This window comes from Streptomyces sp. NPDC002520 (assembly GCF_053595235.1).
On sequence record NZ_JBSFXG010000065.1, the window covers coordinates 1 to 15,432 of the forward strand.

Below are 15,432 nucleotides of genomic sequence, written 5' to 3' on the forward strand. Positions count from 1 at the left end.
TCGGCAAGATCAGAACCTCCCACCTGGCCCGCCTCGAACTCGCCGCCTGAAACCACAGGCACGCAACCGTTTTGCGGATTTCCCAACGGAGTCCTGAAGCCGGGAGATTCCTGCCTACCTTGCGGTGGTGGGCTTGACGCGTTTGCGCGCCTGACGACTGCACCTTCCGGCAGCCGGGATCGCCACGTGGCCGATCCGGTACAGGTGCAAGATGTTGCGGGCTGCGTTCCAGTCGGCGTTCGCCTCGAAGCCGCAGTCCGGGTTCTTGCATACGAACGTGGCCTGGCCCTCCCGGCTGCCCGGCGTGGTGAAGCCGCACGCCGAGCAGCGCAGGGAGGTGCCGGGGGCCGGGACCTTGTGCAGGGTGCCGCCGCGCTGGGCAAGTTTGTACGTCAGGATCGTGACCGTGCGCCCCCATGCCTCCTGGCTGATGGAGCGGTTGAGACCGGCCTTCTGCCTGACGTTCTTGCCTGGTTCTTCGACGGTGCCCTTCGCAGACTTGACCATGTTCGTGATGGCGAGTGCTTCGACCACGACCGTGCCGTATGTGCGGGCGAGGTAGGTGGTGGTCCGGTGCTGCCAGTCAAGGGCGCGGCGCGTGGCTTTTGCGCGGAGCTGCCTGATCTGGTCGTAGGTGTGCTGCAAGCGGCGGGAGGTCTTCTCGCCCCGTTTGCGGAAGCTCTTGCGGTGCGCTGCTTGGCGTTCCAGGCGCAGCAGCCTGGCTTTCTCCTTCGAGGTGAGCCACTTGTCCCGGTCGGCGGTGCCGTCCGGGTGGCGGGCGGGGCGGCCGTGGTCCTGGTGGTCGCCGCTGGACAGGGCGAGTGGCAGGGTGACGCCGACATCGATGCCGACCTCTGGTCCCTGGTGAGACTCCGGGGCGGGTTCGAGGGTCTGAGCACGGAAGGCGATGTGCCAGCCGAGTGCGTCCTTCACCAAGCGGGCGCCGGTGATCCGGTTTTCGGAATCGGCATGCTTGCCGACGGGGAGGTTCTTGGTCCAGCGGAACCGGACCCGGCCGATCTTGGGCAGGTTGACCATGCCCCATCGGCGGTGCACGCGGACGATGTTCAGGTCGCGGCCCTGCGGGACGTCCACGGACATCACGGACCGGATACGGGACTTGAAGTTCGGCGCCTCGGCGCGGCCGTCCCAGCAGTTCCGCCACGCCTGGACGTACGTCTTCAGCACCGCTTGCGCAGCCTGCGCGGGCAGGACGGCGAGGAATTCAAGGTCCTTGCGGGCCTGCCGGATCGCGGCATCGGCATTCGCAAGCGTGCGCTTGTCCTTCGGCATCATCTGCCACCAGGCGTGCAGCAGATTCCACATCGTGCGGGCCGCGTGCGCCTGCTCATCTGCCTTCGACACCCCGGCAGGCAACAGTGCAAGCCGGGCACGATGCCCGAATTGCCGCTTCACCAAGGTGTTTTCACTCATGGTGATCACCATACTACTGTTGGTCTATGTCGCCTCGATGGACCCCAAATCCCGACGCTCGCACCGGCCATCTCGGGTCAACAGCCTCAAGGGCGTCTCCGCCCGGCTGCTGCGCAAGGAGTACGACACACACGTCCGCCGCCACCTGTGGGGCGGCCACTTCTGGTCCGGCTCCTACTTCGCAGGCTCATGCAGAGGAGCGCCGCTCACGGTCGTGAAGCAGTACATCGAGCGGCAGCAGCGCCCCGTGAGCTGAGGTCAACAGCACGGACCCATGCCCACGCCCGAGGTCAGAACACTCTTGAGATGCGCTTCACCACCGCCCCGAAGGACTCTGCTGAGGAAAGCGTGTTTCGAGCAGGGTCTGTGTCGTTGGTCCTCCGTGGTTGTTGGGGTCGTGGGTGGGAGGGCCGAGAAGGATGTCACTGGAGCCGCGGGCTGATCAGGGAGTGCCGGAGCTGACGGCCAGGGTGGTTCGGACGGCCTTCCCGAAGGGGACGCTCGCGGTGCGGATCCGGGAGGCGTTGGGCTCACTGTTTGAGGACGAGGCATTCGCAGGGGCGTTCCCTCTCCGGAGGCGTCCTGCCGTCTCGCCGGGGCCTTTGACGCTGGTGTCGGTGTTGCAGTACGCGGAGGGGCTGACCGACCGGCAGGCCGCCGACCAGGTGCGGGCCCGGATGGACTGGAAGTTTCTGCTCGGCCTAGAGCTGGATGATCCCGGGTTCGATCCCTCTGTTCTGAGCTTGTTCCGCTCTCGCCTGGTCAAGCACGGGCTGGAGCAGAAGACGCTGGAGTTGGTGCTGGAGCGCCTGCGCGCGCTGGGTCTGCTGAAGGCCGGCGGTCTGCAGCGGACCGATTCCACGCATGTCCTGGCAGCGGTGCGGACACTGAACCGGATGGAGTTCGTCGGCGAGACGCTGCGGGCCACGCTGGAGGCGCTGGCGGTCGCGGCCTCGGGGTGGCTGTCTGGCCTGGTCCCCGCCGAGTGGGCCGAGCGCTACGGGCCGCGCGTGGACGACTACCGCTTCCCCAAGGGCGAAGAGGTCCGTGAGCAGTGGTCCCAGCAGGTCGGCCGGGACGGGTTCTTCCTGCTGGAAGCGGTCTACGCCCCCTCGGCCCCCGCCTGGCTGCATGAGATCGACGCAGTGCAGGTGCTGCGGCACTCCTGGGTCCAGCAGTATCACCGCGACGAGAGGGGGTTGCGTTGGCGGGAGGGCAAGGACCTCCCGCCGGTTCATCACCGCTTGTGCTCGCCCTACGACACCGACGCCCGCTACGGGATCAAGCGCGGCTCCGGGTGGACCGGCTACAAGACGCACCTCACGGAAACCTGCGAACCGGACGCACCACACCTGATCACCCAGGTGTCCACCACCGACGCGGTAGTGGCCGACACCGAGATGACCGAACCGGTCCACCAGACGCTCGCCGAGCGGGAGTTGCTACCGGACGTGCACGTCGTGGATGCCGGTTACACCACCGCCGCCCTGTTCGTGACCGCGACCGAGCGGGGCATGGAACTGCTGGGACCAGCTCCGCACGACAGCAGTCGCCAGTCCCGGCAGGACCAGGGCTTCTCCCGCGCCGACTTCACCATCGACTGGGATACCGAGAGCGCCGTCTGCCCGGGCGGGCACCTCAGTTTCGAGTGGTGGGAGCAGAAACACCACCGCAACGGCACCCCGGTGCTCAAAGTGTTCTTCTCCGCCGAGCACTGCCGCCCCGGCCCGAAACAGGCGCAGTGCACCAAGCCCCCGTCCGGCCGCCGGGGCAGGGGCATCACCTTTCTCCCGGGCGAGCGCCACGAGGCCCTCGAAGCCGTCCGCCAGGCCCAGGACACCGACGAGTGGAAGGCCCGCTATGCGATCCGGGCCGACGTCGAGGGCACGATCTCCCAGGCTGTCCGCGTCACCGGCCTGCGCCGCACCCGCTACCGCAACCTGGCCACGACCCGTCTCGGCCACGTCTTCGCCGCCACCGCACTCAACATCATCCGCATCGACCGATGGCTGACCGGCACCCGCACCTCCCGCTTCGAAGCCCTCATACTCGCCACCTGACAACCCAATTCGCGACATCCTCAGCAGAGTCCCGAAGGGCGGAGCACTGCGCAAGATCAGAGGTAGAACCGGACGGCGTCCTTGGACAGACCTGCCCGCGCGGCCAGTTCCCCGATGCGCATGACTCCCCTGCCGATCGCCGGACTTGACCTTGGAGCGTACTCCGCTGTCTAGCGTGAACGGGCCGGAACCGACCTCGCCTCAGGAGCCCGCCATGCCCCTGTCCCTGCCCACGCTTTCGCCTCCGTCCACCCCTTCTCGCCCTTCTCGCCCCGGCTACCTGCGCCTCGTGCGTGCCAGCGGCTGGTACGACCTCGTCGTCACCGCCGGCTTCGCGACGCCGTGGACGTACGCCCTGGTGCATCGCCTGCTGTCGGCGGCCGGTGACGCGGCCGGGCTGGGTGGCATGCCCGCGCTCACCCCGATCGAGACCCTCTACGCCACCCTCATGGGCTCGGTCGTGGTCGTCTGGTCCCTCCTGCGTGTCGTACGGCCGCTGCCGCTGCACGGTCTCCTCGACGGCGTCGCCCGCGCCCTGTTCGCCCTGTGGCAGGCGTACGCGCTCGCGCACGGCGGGCCGGGGGTGCTGTGGCCGTTCCTCCTCGTGGAGGTGGCGTTCGGCGTGGCCCAGCTCGCCCCGTGGCTCGGGGCCGTCAGGACGACCGGGATCACAGGGACCGCAGGGGGCGCCGGGAGCGCCGGGAGCGCCGGGAGCGCCGGGAGCGCCGGGAGCGCCGGGACAGTAGGCCGTGAAAGGGGCCTGCACTCCTGAAAAGGGTCCAGCACTCCTGAATTGGCGTTGGCCCGTGTCCCGTCGCGGCTCTAGCGTCGGCGCCATGCGCATCCGAATCGTCGACGCCTTCACCGACCGCCCCTTCGCCGGCAACCCGGCCGGCGTCCTGATCCTTGACGCCGGCTTCCCGGACGACGACTGGCTCCAGAACGTCGCCATGGAGGTCAACCACGCCGAGACCGCGTTCGCGCACCGGCTGCCGGAGGGCGGCGATGCGGACTGGGCCCTGCGCTGGTTCACGCCCGCCGCCGAGGTGGCGATGTGCGGACACGCCACGCTCGCCACGGCGCACGTCCTGCACGCCACCGGCGCCCACGAGGGACCGGTGCGGTTCGCGACCCGCAGCGGCGTCCTCGTCGCCACGCCCGGCGCGGACGGCTCGATCACCCTGGACTTCCCGACCGCCCCGCTCACCCCCGTCGAGGTCCCCGCGGGGGTCGCCGGCGCGCTGGGCGCCGAGCCCGTGGTCGCGTACGACACCGGCTCCCAGGTCGGCGACCTGCTGGTGGAGCTGGCGGACGAGAAGACCGTGCGAAGCCTCGCTCCGGACCACAAGGCCCTGGCCGCCTACTCCACGCGCGGCATCATCGCCACCGCCCGCGCCGAGGACCCCGCACGGGGCTACGACTTCGTCTCCCGCTGCTTCTTCCCGAACGTCGGCATCGACGAGGACCCGGTCACCGGCAGCGCCCACACCGCGCTGGCCCCGTTCTGGTCGGCCCGTCTCGGCCGCGACGACCTGACCGGACTCCAGGCCTCCCGTCGCACCGGCCTGGTCCGCACGGGGCTGCGCGGCCAGCGCACTCTGCTCGTCGGCCGCGCGGTGACGGTCATCGAGGGCGACCTGCTCGCCTGAGAGGGCGGACCGGTCCTCAGGCCGTGGGCAGCCAGCCCACCTTGCCCGCGAGCAGGGCGTAGCCGACGAACGCGCCGATGTCGAGCAGGGAGTGCGCGACGACCAGCGGGCCGACCCGGCCCCAGCGGCGGTACAGCCAGACGAACACCACGCCCATGACCATGTTGCCGATGAAGCCGCCGATGCCCTGGTAGAGGTGGTACGAGCCGCGCAGGACCGCGCTTGCCACCAGCGCGGTCCCCGGGGTCCACCCCAACTGCCCCAGTCTGCGCAGCAGATAGCCGACGACGATGACCTCTTCGAGGATCGCGTTCTGCAGCGCGGAGAGGATCAGGACCGGGAACTTCCACCACACGTCGGGCAGTGCCTCGGGCACCACGGTGAGGTTGAAGCCGAGGCCGCGGGCGGCGAGGTAGAAGGCGATGCCGGCGCTGCCGATGACGGCCGCGATGCCCGCGCCCCGGGCCAGGTCGGGCCAGGGGCGGGTGCGGTCGAAGCCGAGCGTGCGCAGACTCTCGCCCTCGCGCAGCAGCAGGTGGGCGACGAGGGCGACGGGGACCAGTGCGGTGGCGATGCCGAAGAGCTGCCAGGTCAGGTCGAGCCAGGGGCGGCCCGGCGCGGCCGAGGCGTTCAGCGTGGCCGCCTGGTCCTTGAGGCCGCCCGGCTTGGTGACCGAGCCGATGAAGCTGATCAGCGCGGACACTCCGCTCGCCCCGAGCGAGAGCGCCAGCACGAGCAACGTCTCGTCCCGCAGCCATCGCCGCGGAATCCTCTCCCGCGTCATGGACGGAATGGACTCGGCCACCGGGTCAGCCTCCACCTGCACTCCAACCGTCAGGCGGCTCACCGGCCCCCTGCCTCACCTACCTCCCGCAAGCATCGCAGAACCCTCCCGGAGCCCCGCCCACCGGACCGCCGAGGAACCCCACGCCACCCCGATCACCCACCCCGCCCCTGTCCCGCACATCGCCCCGATCACCCACCCCGCCCCTGTCCCGCACATCGCCCCGCCGCCCCGCCGCAACGACACACAGGCCCGACCACCCGCAGCCCGGCAGTCCGGCAGTCGCCAGCCCGGCAGTCCGGCAGTCCGGCAGTCCCGCAGCCCGGCAACCCGGCAACCCGGCAACCCGGCAACCCCATGCAACTCCCTCCCCCCACGGTCCGGACCTGCGGCCACCGCGGCACTCCACCCCACTGCGGCTCCGCACCCTCGCCGCTCAGCTCCTCGCCGCTCAGCTCCTCGCCGCTCAGCCCCACGCCGCTCAGCCCCACCGCGCTCGGACCCCCGGCGCTCGGCCGCCCGGTCCCCCGGTCCCCTCCACCCCCTAGGCCCTCACCCCAGCGGCACCGTCTCCGGCGGTCCCACCGGCCAGGTGTGCACCGGCTCCCCGGCATGCATCAGCTCGGCGTAGCGTCGTGTCGTCGCGGCCAGGGCGGTGTCGCGGCTCATTCCCTGCTCCAGGGCGCGGTGGAAGGTCGCCGCCTGCCAGGACGCCCCGTTGACCCGCCGGCGGCACCGCTCCTCTATGACGCCCAGGTAGAGATCGCGGTCGGCGGCCTCGACCCCCCACGCGTCCAGCCCGGCGGAGGCCAGCGGCAGCAGCTCGTCGCGGACCAGGGTGACCGCGTCGACCTCACCCGTACCGCCGTACCGCCCGCGCCTTGGCCAGACGAACCGTGCGTCGATGCCGTGGCGGCAGGCCGCGTCGAAGTTGGCCTCGGCCGCCTGGAAGGACAGCCGGCTCCACACTGGACGCGCTTCCTCCGCCAGGGCACGCACCAGGCCGTAGTAGAAGGCCGCGTTGGCGATGACGTCGGTGACGGTGGGCCCGGCGGGCAGCACCCTGTTCTCGACGCGCAGGTGCGGGACGCCGTCCGCGATGTCGTAGACGGGCCGGTTCCACCGGTACACCGTGCCGTTGTGCAGGACGAGTTCGGCGAGCCGGGGCACGCCGCCCGCGTCGAGCACCTCCAGCGGCTCCTCCTCGTCGCAGATCGGCAGCAGCGCGGGGAAGAAGCGCAGATTCTCCTCGAAGAGGTCGTGCACGGACGTGATCCAGCGCTCGCCGAACCAGGTGCGCGGCCGGACGCCCTGCGCCTGGAGTTCGGGCGGGCGGGTGTCGGTGGCCTGCAGGAACAGCGGCGGCCGGGACTCGCGCCACAGTTCCCGCCCGAACAGGAAGGGCGAGTTGGCGCCGAGGGCGATCTGCGCGGCGGACGCCACCTGCGCCGCGTTCCACACGTCGGCGAAGCGGCCGGGCGTGACCTGGAGGTGCAGCTGCACGGACGTGCACGCGGCCTCGGGGACGATCGACTTCGAGGTGCAGAGCAGATGCTCGACGCCCTCGATGTCGAGCCGGAAGTCCTCTCCCCGGGCGGCCACGATCTGGTCGTTGAGCAGGGTGTAGCGGTCCACCTCGGAGAGGTTCGCGGAGACCAGGTCGTCACGGTCGAGCGTGGGCAGAATGCCGATCATCACGATCCCGGCGTCCACCTCGCCGGCCTTCCGGTGGGCGTACGCGAGAGATGTGCGCAGTTCCTCGGCGAGCTGGTCGAATACCCTTCCTCCCAGCCGGTGTGGGGCTATGTTTACTTCCAGGTTGAACATGGCGAGTTCTGTCTGGAAATCACGGCTCGCGATGCGTTCCAACACCTGTCCGTTCAGCATTCTCGCCGAACCGTCGGCGCCCGCGAGATTCAATTCGATCTCGAGCCCCATGAGGTTCTTGGGGCGGTCGAACCGCCTCTCGCCCAGCAGTCTCTCCAGTCCCGCCAAGCACTCTCGGAGCTTTTCGCGGTAGCGCTGGCGATCGGACAGGTCGAACTGCCCCGCCACGACCTTCTCCCCCATCGAAGTGTCCCTCCTCGGATGGACGGGCCGAGGAATCGGCCGCCGGGTCCCGGGTCAGGTGGGATGATGCCCAGCGGAAGCGATCGATAACGCCCCGCGCGGTGCCGCTGGCCGCTACTCTGCCGGAATGTGTCCGGGGGCACATTCACGGGGCATGCGTCACCACGCGTCCCCGGGTTCCCAGAGCATCTCGTGAAAAACGCCGACTACATTCAGCCGACCGCGATGACGACGTTTTACGAGGTCAGCCCGCATACCCCGACCGAAAATCGGGAGGATTCCCGTGAATCGGCGGCGGAATAACCCCTTGCGCAGGCCACTGGAATCCAGTAGATGAAACATCGTCTGAACACGTGTCGTATAAACTCCGCGAACAAGGCTTACGGTTGGCGCTCCGGTGTCGGTTCCTGCTGCCGAGTCCCTGTCGTGATCCTGCCGTCAAAGTGACGGACGGCAGACCTCGGCCGCATCCACGCACACCACCCGGGCCCACCACTCAGGCCACCTGTGAGCAGACAGCGTCGTCCGCCCCACCCTCCTCGCGCCGCCGCGCCTGTCGAACGAGAGGCGACCCACCATGCCGCTGCACGTGCCCTCTGCCCCCGCGCCCGCACTGCGCTCCGTCCTCACGGCCCTCGGTTCCCCCACCGCGGTCCGTGAGGCCCGAACCCCGTCCCTGCGCGCCGCACAGGGACCCGCGTCGCCCGAACTCCCGCTTCCGGTACATGTGCTGGACCGGATCACGGCGCAGGGCCTGTCCGCCACCCGGCTGGCCGGCTGGCGCTTCCTCATCCGTTGCGGGGACCGCGCGGTGGCCGCGGCGGACACCATGCTCACACCCGACGGCTGGGCCTTCTCGCACTTCTTCGAGGGCCCCTACATCACCTCCACCGAGCGCGCGCTGCAGCAGGCGGAAGCGGTGCAACAGGCTTACCAGCCACGTCTGCTGTCGGTGCCCGGCCTCTACATGCTCACGCTGTGGCTGCACGGGGACGCCACCGCCGATCCCGCCGAGGGGCATCCCGCCGCGACCGACCTGCTGATCCCGCTGGCTCCGGCACCGCCCGGCATCTCCGCGCACCGGCCGCGCCGGGTCTCGGAGTTGCTGCCCGTACTGACCCATCGGGCGACCCCCGTCCCGCTGCTCGGCTCACCGGCCTGAACAACATGCGCGTACCCCGCTTCCGACCTGCGAAGCGGGGTACGCGCGTTTTTCCCGCACGCTCGTACGAGCAATTACCCGCTCCTACGAGTCAGAAATGCGATCTCCGCCGAGCGGACTAGCCCTATCCGGCCACCGCGAACCACCCAAAGGGACAGTGCAGTTGGAATGAACCGTCCACGCGGGTGATGCGTCCTCAACTGGTGAGAAGCGGTGCTGCGAAATCCCTGCGGAACGACGACCAGAGGGCAACACTGGGTTCCGACCGACTTATCACCACGGGGGACGGCCATGACCACGACAGAGCGAGAGATCCCACCCATGTGCCAGCACCAGCCGCCGTGTCCGCCAGCCGAGTCCGCCGACCGGGAGTCCGCCCGCCTCTTGGCGCACCACCCGGAGCAGGGATGGAGTCTGCTGTGCAACGGCGTCCTGCTCTTCGAGGACACCGGCGAGCTCCTGCCCGACGGCCGTGTCATCGCGCCGCACCGCCCGCTCGGTGCGGACCACGTGATGACCGCGGCCTGAGCACGACCCCGGGCGGCCCGTCGCGCCGCCCGGTGACCTGAGGGGCCGGCCGCACACACGGTGCGCACCGGCCCCGACGCGTGTCCGGCGCCGGCTACCGCCCGTAGCCGCACGATCATCCGTGTGTGTGCCACCGCGCGGCCCGCCCGCTCTCCGTCCGGATCTGTCAGGTCCGCGGCATCCGGCCGAGCGGTGCCGCGGACCTGACAGAAATCGTCCCGTCGGCTGGTCGAATCGCCCGCACGGGAGTGGGATGGGAGAAAGCCCCTCAAGCAGGCTCGCCCGCGGGAGTCGCCCGCGGGCACCCGTGAGGAACGGTGGTGTCATGTCCGGTCGCGACGCCTCCGCGACCGCCCGGGTGGTGGTCGGCGTGAGCGGCTCCCTGGGCAGCGTCACGGCCCTGCGCCGGGCCGCCGCGCTGGCCCGGCGTCTCGGAGCCGAACTCTGGCCGGTGCTGGCGTGGGAGCCGCCCGGCGGTGATCCGGCGGCGCGCCGCTGCGCCGGCTCCGCCCTGCTGGTCGAGGAGTGGCAACGGCTCGCCAAGCAGCGGCTGGCCGCGGTGCTCGACGAGATCTTCGGCGAGGACGGCCCAGGGGTTCCCATGCACGCCCTCGTCGCCCGCGGCGCGACGGGCAGGGCGCTGGTGGCGATCGCGAACCAGGACAGCGACCTGCTCGTCGTCGGCGCCGGCCGGCGCGGCCTGCACCGCGCCTTCTCGGGCCGGGTGTCCCGGCACTGCCTCGCCCACGCCGCCTGCCCCGTCCTCGCGGTACCGCCGTCGCCGCTGGAGTCCGACCTGGTGGCCGTCCACCGGCGCAACACCTGGCACCTGCGCATGGACACCCGCGACCTTTGAAGCAAGGTCCGGTGCCGGGAGCCGAGGCAGGGCCGGTGCCACGACTCACCGCACCCGGCTCACCGCACCCGGCGCTGCGAGCGCGTAAAGACCCGCCGGCACCTCGTCAGAGAACCGTCAAGGAGCGATACGACCGCGCGCCGTGCCTCCCGCCTCTCCCTACCGTCGGTCCCATGGAGCATCGCGACGACACACGCGCCCGCACGCCGGCCGTACGCCCGCACGGCTCCGGCCCCGTCGTGTGCGACCGGCACTTCGCCGCGGGCCTGCGCACCGCGGTCGGTTGCGCGGCCGGGCTGCTCGGCATGCTCCTGTGCGTCGACCGGGCGGCCGGCAGCCTGTCCTGGTGGCGCTGCGCCCTGTGGCTGGCGCTCGCGCTGGCCCTCTTCCTCGTACTGTTCCCCGCACGCGTCTGCGCCGGAGAGGGCTGGATGGCCTCGCGGCGCCTGCTGCGCAGCCACCGGGTCCGTACCGACCTGCTGGTCGCGGTCCTCCCACTGGGCGGAGTCTCGCAGCGGCTGATCCTGCGCGACTGTCTCGGTGCCCGGGTCGAGATCGACCCCGAGGTGCTCATCGGCAACCCCGAACTCTGGTACCGCCTCGCCGAGGGCTCCCGCCGCTCGGAGGCGGCCGACACCCTGCTCGCCGGCAACACCGCCCTGCGCCACCTCGCCGCGCGCATCGACCGCGAGACGGCCCTGGCGGTCTTCAGGACTTCGGGCATGCGCTAGATGTACTCGGCCACCACGTCGGTGACACGCAGCCGTCGGTAGTTGATCAAGAGCGGACCTCCGGGCGTGGCCGGCCTTTCAGCAGTTGCCCCTCGCCCCGTGCCGGGCCTGCCCGCATCATGCTCGAGCGCCACCCGTACCGGGCCGCCGCACTGATGACCTACGCCCCACCCGTGCCCACCACCGGCATCCGAAGGAACCCTTCTGCGGCTGCGGATCCACGCCGCCCGAGGCAGCATGGGGAGGGTGTCGTACGAGATGACGCTCGGTGTCCGCGCGGGGATGCGCGGGCGCCGCTCCCCTTACTGCCCGCCGCTCCCCGCCGGGCTCCGGGCCTTCGATTCTTGACGTGCCACCTCCTTCCGTCGGGCCATTCTTAACGCAAGATTGATGCCCACCGCCCCCGGATCCGAGGGCCCAGGCGTCACTCTCCGCTTACGCTGTTGCCGCCGTCCGTGTGATGGCCCGCAACCAGCTGAGCCGCACACCAGGAGCACGCCGATGGCCACGACCGAACACCCGCCCAGTACCGAGCACCCCCCCAGTCGTCTGCGCACGTGGATGCTGGAGGGGCTCTCCGACATGGGCAAGGCCGGCGGCCAGGTGGGACCCCACACCGAACCGACGCCGGGGCACCACCCCCAGCGCTGGTGGCGGGTGATGTGTCTGACGGGTGTCGACTACTTCTCGACCCTCGGTTACCAGCCGGGCATCGCCGCCCTGGCGGCCGGTCTGCTGTCGCCGATCGCGACGATCGTGCTCGTGATAGTCACCCTGGCCGGAGCCCTTCCGGTCTACCGCCGCGTGGCCGAGGAGAGCCCGCACGGCGAGGGTTCCATCGCCATGCTGGAGCGGCTGCTGTCCTTCTGGCAGGGCAAGCTGTTCGTCCTGACCCTGCTGGGATTCGCGGCCACCGACTTCCTCATCACCATCACCCTGTCGGCCGCCGACGCCTCCACCCACCTGGTGGAGAACCCGCATCTGACCAGCACCCTGCACGGCCACCAGATGGTGATCACGCTGTTCCTGGTGGCGCTGCTCGGCGCGGTGTTCCTCAAGGGCTTCCTGGAGGCCATCGGCGTCGCCACCGCCCTGGTCGGCACCTACCTCGCGCTCAACGTCGTCGTCGTGATCGTCGGCCTGTACCACGTCGTCACCGCCGGGCACGTGATCACCGACTGGTCCAGCGCCCTGACCACGCAACACGGCAACGTGTTCGTCATGATCGGCGTGGCTCTGGTCGTGTTCCCGAAGCTCGCACTCGGTCTGTCCGGCTTCGAGACCGGTGTCGCCGTCATGCCGCACGTCAAGGGCGACGACAGCGACACCGAGGAGCGCCCGACCGGCCGGATCCGGGACACCAAGAAGCTGCTGACCACGGCCGCCCTGATCATGAGCGCCTTTCTGATCACCACCAGCTTCATCACCACGCTGCTGATCCCGGCGGACGAGTTCAAGACCGGCGGCCAGGCGAACGGCCGCGCGCTCGCCTTCCTCGCGCACGAGTACCTCGGCAACGCCTTCGGCACGGTCTACGACGTCTCGACCATCGCCATCCTCTGGTTCGCCGGCGCCTCCGCCATGGCGGGTCTGCTCAACCTGATGCCGCGCTACCTCCCGCGCTACGGCATGGCCCCGCACTGGGCGCGTGCCGTCCGCCCCATGGTCATCGTCTTCACCCTGGTCGCCTTCCTGGTCACCTGGATCTTCGACGCCAACGTCGACGCGCAGGGCGGCGCCTACGCCACGGGTGTGCTGGTGCTGATCAGCTCCGCGGCGATCGCGGTGACCATCGCCGCTCACAAGGCGAACCAGCGCGGCTTGACCATCACGTTCGGGATCATCGCCGTGGTGTTCCTGTACACGACCGTCGTGAACGTGATCGAGCGCCCCGACGGTGTGAAGATCGGTGCCTGCTTCATCGTCGGCATCATCATGGTCTCGCTGCTGTCCCGGCTGGCCCGTGCCTTCGAGCTGCGCGTGACCAGCGTGTCCATGGATCCGATGGCGGAACGATTCGTCCGGGACATGGCCAGCCGCAAGATCCGGTTCATCGCGAACGAACCCGACCGGCGTGACAAGGCCGAGTACCGCGACAAGATCGAGCAGATCCGCGCCGACAACGAGATGCCCGAGCAGGAGGACTTCGTCTTCGTCGAGGTCACGGTGACCGACCCCTCCGAGTTCGAGGCCGGTCTGACCGTGCGCGGTGAGGTCCTGCACAACCGCTACCGCGTCCTGACCCTGGAGTCCGCCTCCATCCCCAACGCCCTGGCGGCGCTCCTCCTGCACGTGCGGGACATGACCAACTGCACCCCGCATATCTACTTCGAGTGGACCGAGGGCAACCCGTTCGCCAACTTCCTGCGCTTCTTCCTCTTCGGGCAGGGCGAGGTCGCCCCGGTCACCCGCGAGGTGCTGCGCGAGGCGGAACCGGACCGCTCCCGCCGTCCCCGCGTCCACACCGGCTGAGCACCACCGGCTCCGTCGGCGTGCGGGCCGCCTCGCCCGCACGCCGACGCCATGGCGCGCCGTACCCGACGCGCCCCCGTGTCCATGGTTCGGGGCCGCGCGATCTATCGTGACGGGCATGCAGTCCTACACCATCGGCCAGGCCGCGCGGTTGCTCGGCGTGAGCCCGGACACGGCCCGGCGCTGGGCCGACGCCGGCCGGGTGGCCACGCACCGCGACGAGTCCGGGCGGCGTCTGATCGCCGGCACGGACCTGGCCGCCTTCTCGGTCGAACTGGCCCAGACCGGCAGCGGTGAGGAGGACGCCTCCTACACCTCCGTCCGCAACGCCTTCCCCGGCATCGTCACCGCCATCAAGCTCGGCGACGTCGCCGCCCAGGTGGAGATCCAGGCCGGCCCGCACCGGCTGGTCTCGCTGCTGACCCGGGAGGCCGTCGAGGAACTGGGCCTGGAGGTCGGCATGGAGGCCACCGCGCGCGTGAAGTCCACGAACGTGCACATCGACCGCGTCTGAGTCCGTACCGGCGGACCCGGCGACGCACCGGGTCCGGCGCCGTCGCGCCACCCTCACCGGCACAGCAGCGCCGCCCCGCAGGTCGAGGCGGTCGCGCGGCCGCGACAGGTCCCGGCCGGTGACGTGCTCGATGCGCTGTCGCCGCCGCGCATCTCGGCGTCCCGCGCTCCGACTGCCGGCTCGCGGAGGAGGCCGTGCTGCACCCGGGAGGAAGGCTGCTGCTGAAGGAGCTGTACGCCGCCTCCCGGGCGGTCGGCCTGGACCTCGCCGCCGACGGGCACTTCGGCGGCACCCCGCGCTCGGTCGCCTTCAACGCGCACTGGTTCCGCAGTGCAGGGGGCAGGTCGAGGGCGGAGTCGCGCAGGCGCTCGGCGCCACCCTCTTCGAAGAGGTACGGCTCGACGAGCGGGGCGCGGTCGACACGGCCGCCTTCCGCCGCGACCGGCTGCCCCAGTACGCCGATGTACCGCGCACCGAGGTGCACTTCATAAAGACCGCCGACGCGATCGGGCCGCTGGGCGCCAACTCGATGAGCGAGAGCCCCTTCAACCCGGTGGCCCCGGCCCTCGCCGACGCGCTGCGGGACGCGACGGGGCCGCGGTTCACGGAGCTGCCGCTGACGCGCGGCCGGGTGTGGCCGGCGCTGGAGCGCAGAAACGGTAGCCCCCGTCCACCCGGATCGCGGTGATCCCGCTGATGTGCCGGGCGCCGCAGCGGTCCTGCGGGAGCACCAGTTGAGGGCCGGTCGCGTCCAGCGGGGTGCCGTCGATCGTGACGGCGAGCAGCACGGGGGCGTCGGCGAAGTCGGGGTCGATCTCGGCCCAGGACAGCACGGCGTGGTGGCCGTCGGTGCCGGTGACGGCGATGAGGAAGCGCAGCCGGTCCTTGCGCCGGGCCGGGTCGAAGCCGGGGCCCGCGCCGGCCAGCACGTCGTACAGGCGCGGGCCGGTGAACCGGTGGTGCCGCATGCCGCTGGTGGCGCACTCGAAGCTGACGTCGGCCCCGTGCTGCGGCCAGCGGAGCAGGTCCGGCACGGTCAGCCGGGCGGGCCGGGCCAGATCGCCGGCCAGCGCGATGTGGGCGAGCGTCACCTGCGACCACCTCCGGCTGGAGCCTACCCGCACAGCATCTTCGTACAAACGCATATGCCAGCCCAAACCGAGAACAGCCCA

At 70.6% G+C, this 15,432-nt stretch carries 13 protein-coding genes and 2 pseudogenes; 11 read left to right on the forward strand and 4 right to left on the reverse strand.

Annotated features, from left to right (window positions below; all coding sequences use genetic code 11):
* Positions 1–114: 114 nt before the first annotated feature.
* Positions 115–1,434, reverse strand: coding sequence for an RNA-guided endonuclease InsQ/TnpB family protein (locus ACWD5D_RS43145; protein ID WP_451378241.1), 1,320 nt, complete (start codon positions 1,432–1,434; stop codon positions 115–117).
* Positions 1,435–1,510: 76 nt separating this feature from the next.
* On the opposite strand from ACWD5D_RS43145, the pseudogene ACWD5D_RS43150 reads away from it, so the two are divergent.
* The 4 genes and pseudogenes from ACWD5D_RS43150 to ACWD5D_RS43165 form a co-directional block, all read left to right on the forward strand.
* Positions 1,511–1,690 (forward strand): annotated as a pseudogene (locus ACWD5D_RS43150) (transposase); the annotation flags it as partial.
* A gap of 163 nt (positions 1,691–1,853) precedes the next feature.
* The gene (locus tag ACWD5D_RS43155; protein ID WP_451378242.1) at positions 1,854–3,494 is read left to right on the forward strand and encodes an IS1182 family transposase; all 1,641 of its coding nucleotides are present in this window, start codon (positions 1,854–1,856) and stop codon (positions 3,492–3,494) included.
* Positions 3,495–3,708: 214 nt separating this feature from the next.
* Positions 3,709–4,266, forward strand: coding sequence for a hypothetical protein (locus ACWD5D_RS43160; RefSeq protein ID WP_451378243.1), 558 nt, complete (start codon positions 3,709–3,711; stop codon positions 4,264–4,266).
* 64 nt (positions 4,267–4,330) lie between these two features.
* Entirely contained in the window at positions 4,331–5,143 is an 813-nt protein-coding gene (locus tag ACWD5D_RS43165) for a PhzF family phenazine biosynthesis protein (RefSeq protein ID WP_451378244.1), read from the forward strand.
* Positions 5,144–5,159: 16 nt separating this feature from the next.
* Here the strand turns inward: ACWD5D_RS43165 and ACWD5D_RS43170 are convergent, their stop codons facing one another.
* Positions 5,160–5,969: a CPBP family intramembrane glutamic endopeptidase gene (locus tag ACWD5D_RS43170; protein WP_451378265.1), complete on the reverse strand. Its 810-nt coding sequence runs from the start codon at positions 5,967–5,969 to the stop codon at positions 5,160–5,162.
* Between the two features lie 510 nt (positions 5,970–6,479).
* Positions 6,480–7,997, reverse strand: a complete 1,518-nt coding sequence (locus tag ACWD5D_RS43175; protein WP_451378245.1) for a glutamate--cysteine ligase — start codon at positions 7,995–7,997, stop codon at positions 6,480–6,482.
* 577 nt (positions 7,998–8,574) lie between these two features.
* Between ACWD5D_RS43175 and ACWD5D_RS43180 the strand changes: the two genes are divergently transcribed.
* The 7 genes and pseudogenes from ACWD5D_RS43180 to ACWD5D_RS43210 form a co-directional block, all read left to right on the forward strand.
* Positions 8,575–9,159 (forward strand): hypothetical protein, encoded by a 585-nt coding sequence (locus ACWD5D_RS43180; protein ID WP_451378246.1) that lies wholly within the window; start codon positions 8,575–8,577, stop codon positions 9,157–9,159.
* A 321-nt stretch (positions 9,160–9,480) separates the two neighbouring features.
* Positions 9,481–9,687 (forward strand): DUF5999 family protein, encoded by a 207-nt coding sequence (locus ACWD5D_RS43185; protein ID WP_451378266.1) that lies wholly within the window; start codon positions 9,481–9,483, stop codon positions 9,685–9,687.
* A 325-nt stretch (positions 9,688–10,012) separates the two neighbouring features.
* The gene (locus ACWD5D_RS43190) at positions 10,013–10,543 is read left to right on the forward strand and encodes a universal stress protein (RefSeq protein ID WP_451378247.1); all 531 of its coding nucleotides are present in this window, start codon (positions 10,013–10,015) and stop codon (positions 10,541–10,543) included.
* Positions 10,544–10,716: 173 nt separating this feature from the next.
* On the forward strand, positions 10,717–11,274 hold the full coding sequence (locus tag ACWD5D_RS43195) for a hypothetical protein (RefSeq protein WP_451378248.1): 558 nt from the start codon (positions 10,717–10,719) through the stop codon (positions 11,272–11,274).
* A gap of 501 nt (positions 11,275–11,775) precedes the next feature.
* Positions 11,776–13,746, forward strand: coding sequence for an amino acid transporter (locus ACWD5D_RS43200; RefSeq protein WP_451378249.1), 1,971 nt, complete (start codon positions 11,776–11,778; stop codon positions 13,744–13,746).
* 118 nt (positions 13,747–13,864) lie between these two features.
* Complete coding sequence (locus ACWD5D_RS43205) at positions 13,865–14,260, forward strand: TOBE domain-containing protein (protein WP_451378250.1); 396 nt, start codon at positions 13,865–13,867, stop codon at positions 14,258–14,260.
* Positions 14,261–14,400: 140 nt separating this feature from the next.
* Positions 14,401–14,948: pseudogene (locus tag ACWD5D_RS43210) on the forward strand (molybdopterin cofactor-binding domain-containing protein); the annotation flags it as partial.
* Here the strand turns inward: ACWD5D_RS43210 and ACWD5D_RS43215 are convergent.
* On the reverse strand, positions 14,863–15,351 hold the full coding sequence (locus ACWD5D_RS43215; RefSeq protein WP_451378251.1) for a molybdopterin-dependent oxidoreductase: 489 nt from the start codon (positions 15,349–15,351) through the stop codon (positions 14,863–14,865). The pseudogene ACWD5D_RS43210 and the gene ACWD5D_RS43215 overlap by 86 nt on opposite strands.
* Positions 15,352–15,432: the final 81 nt, after the last annotated feature.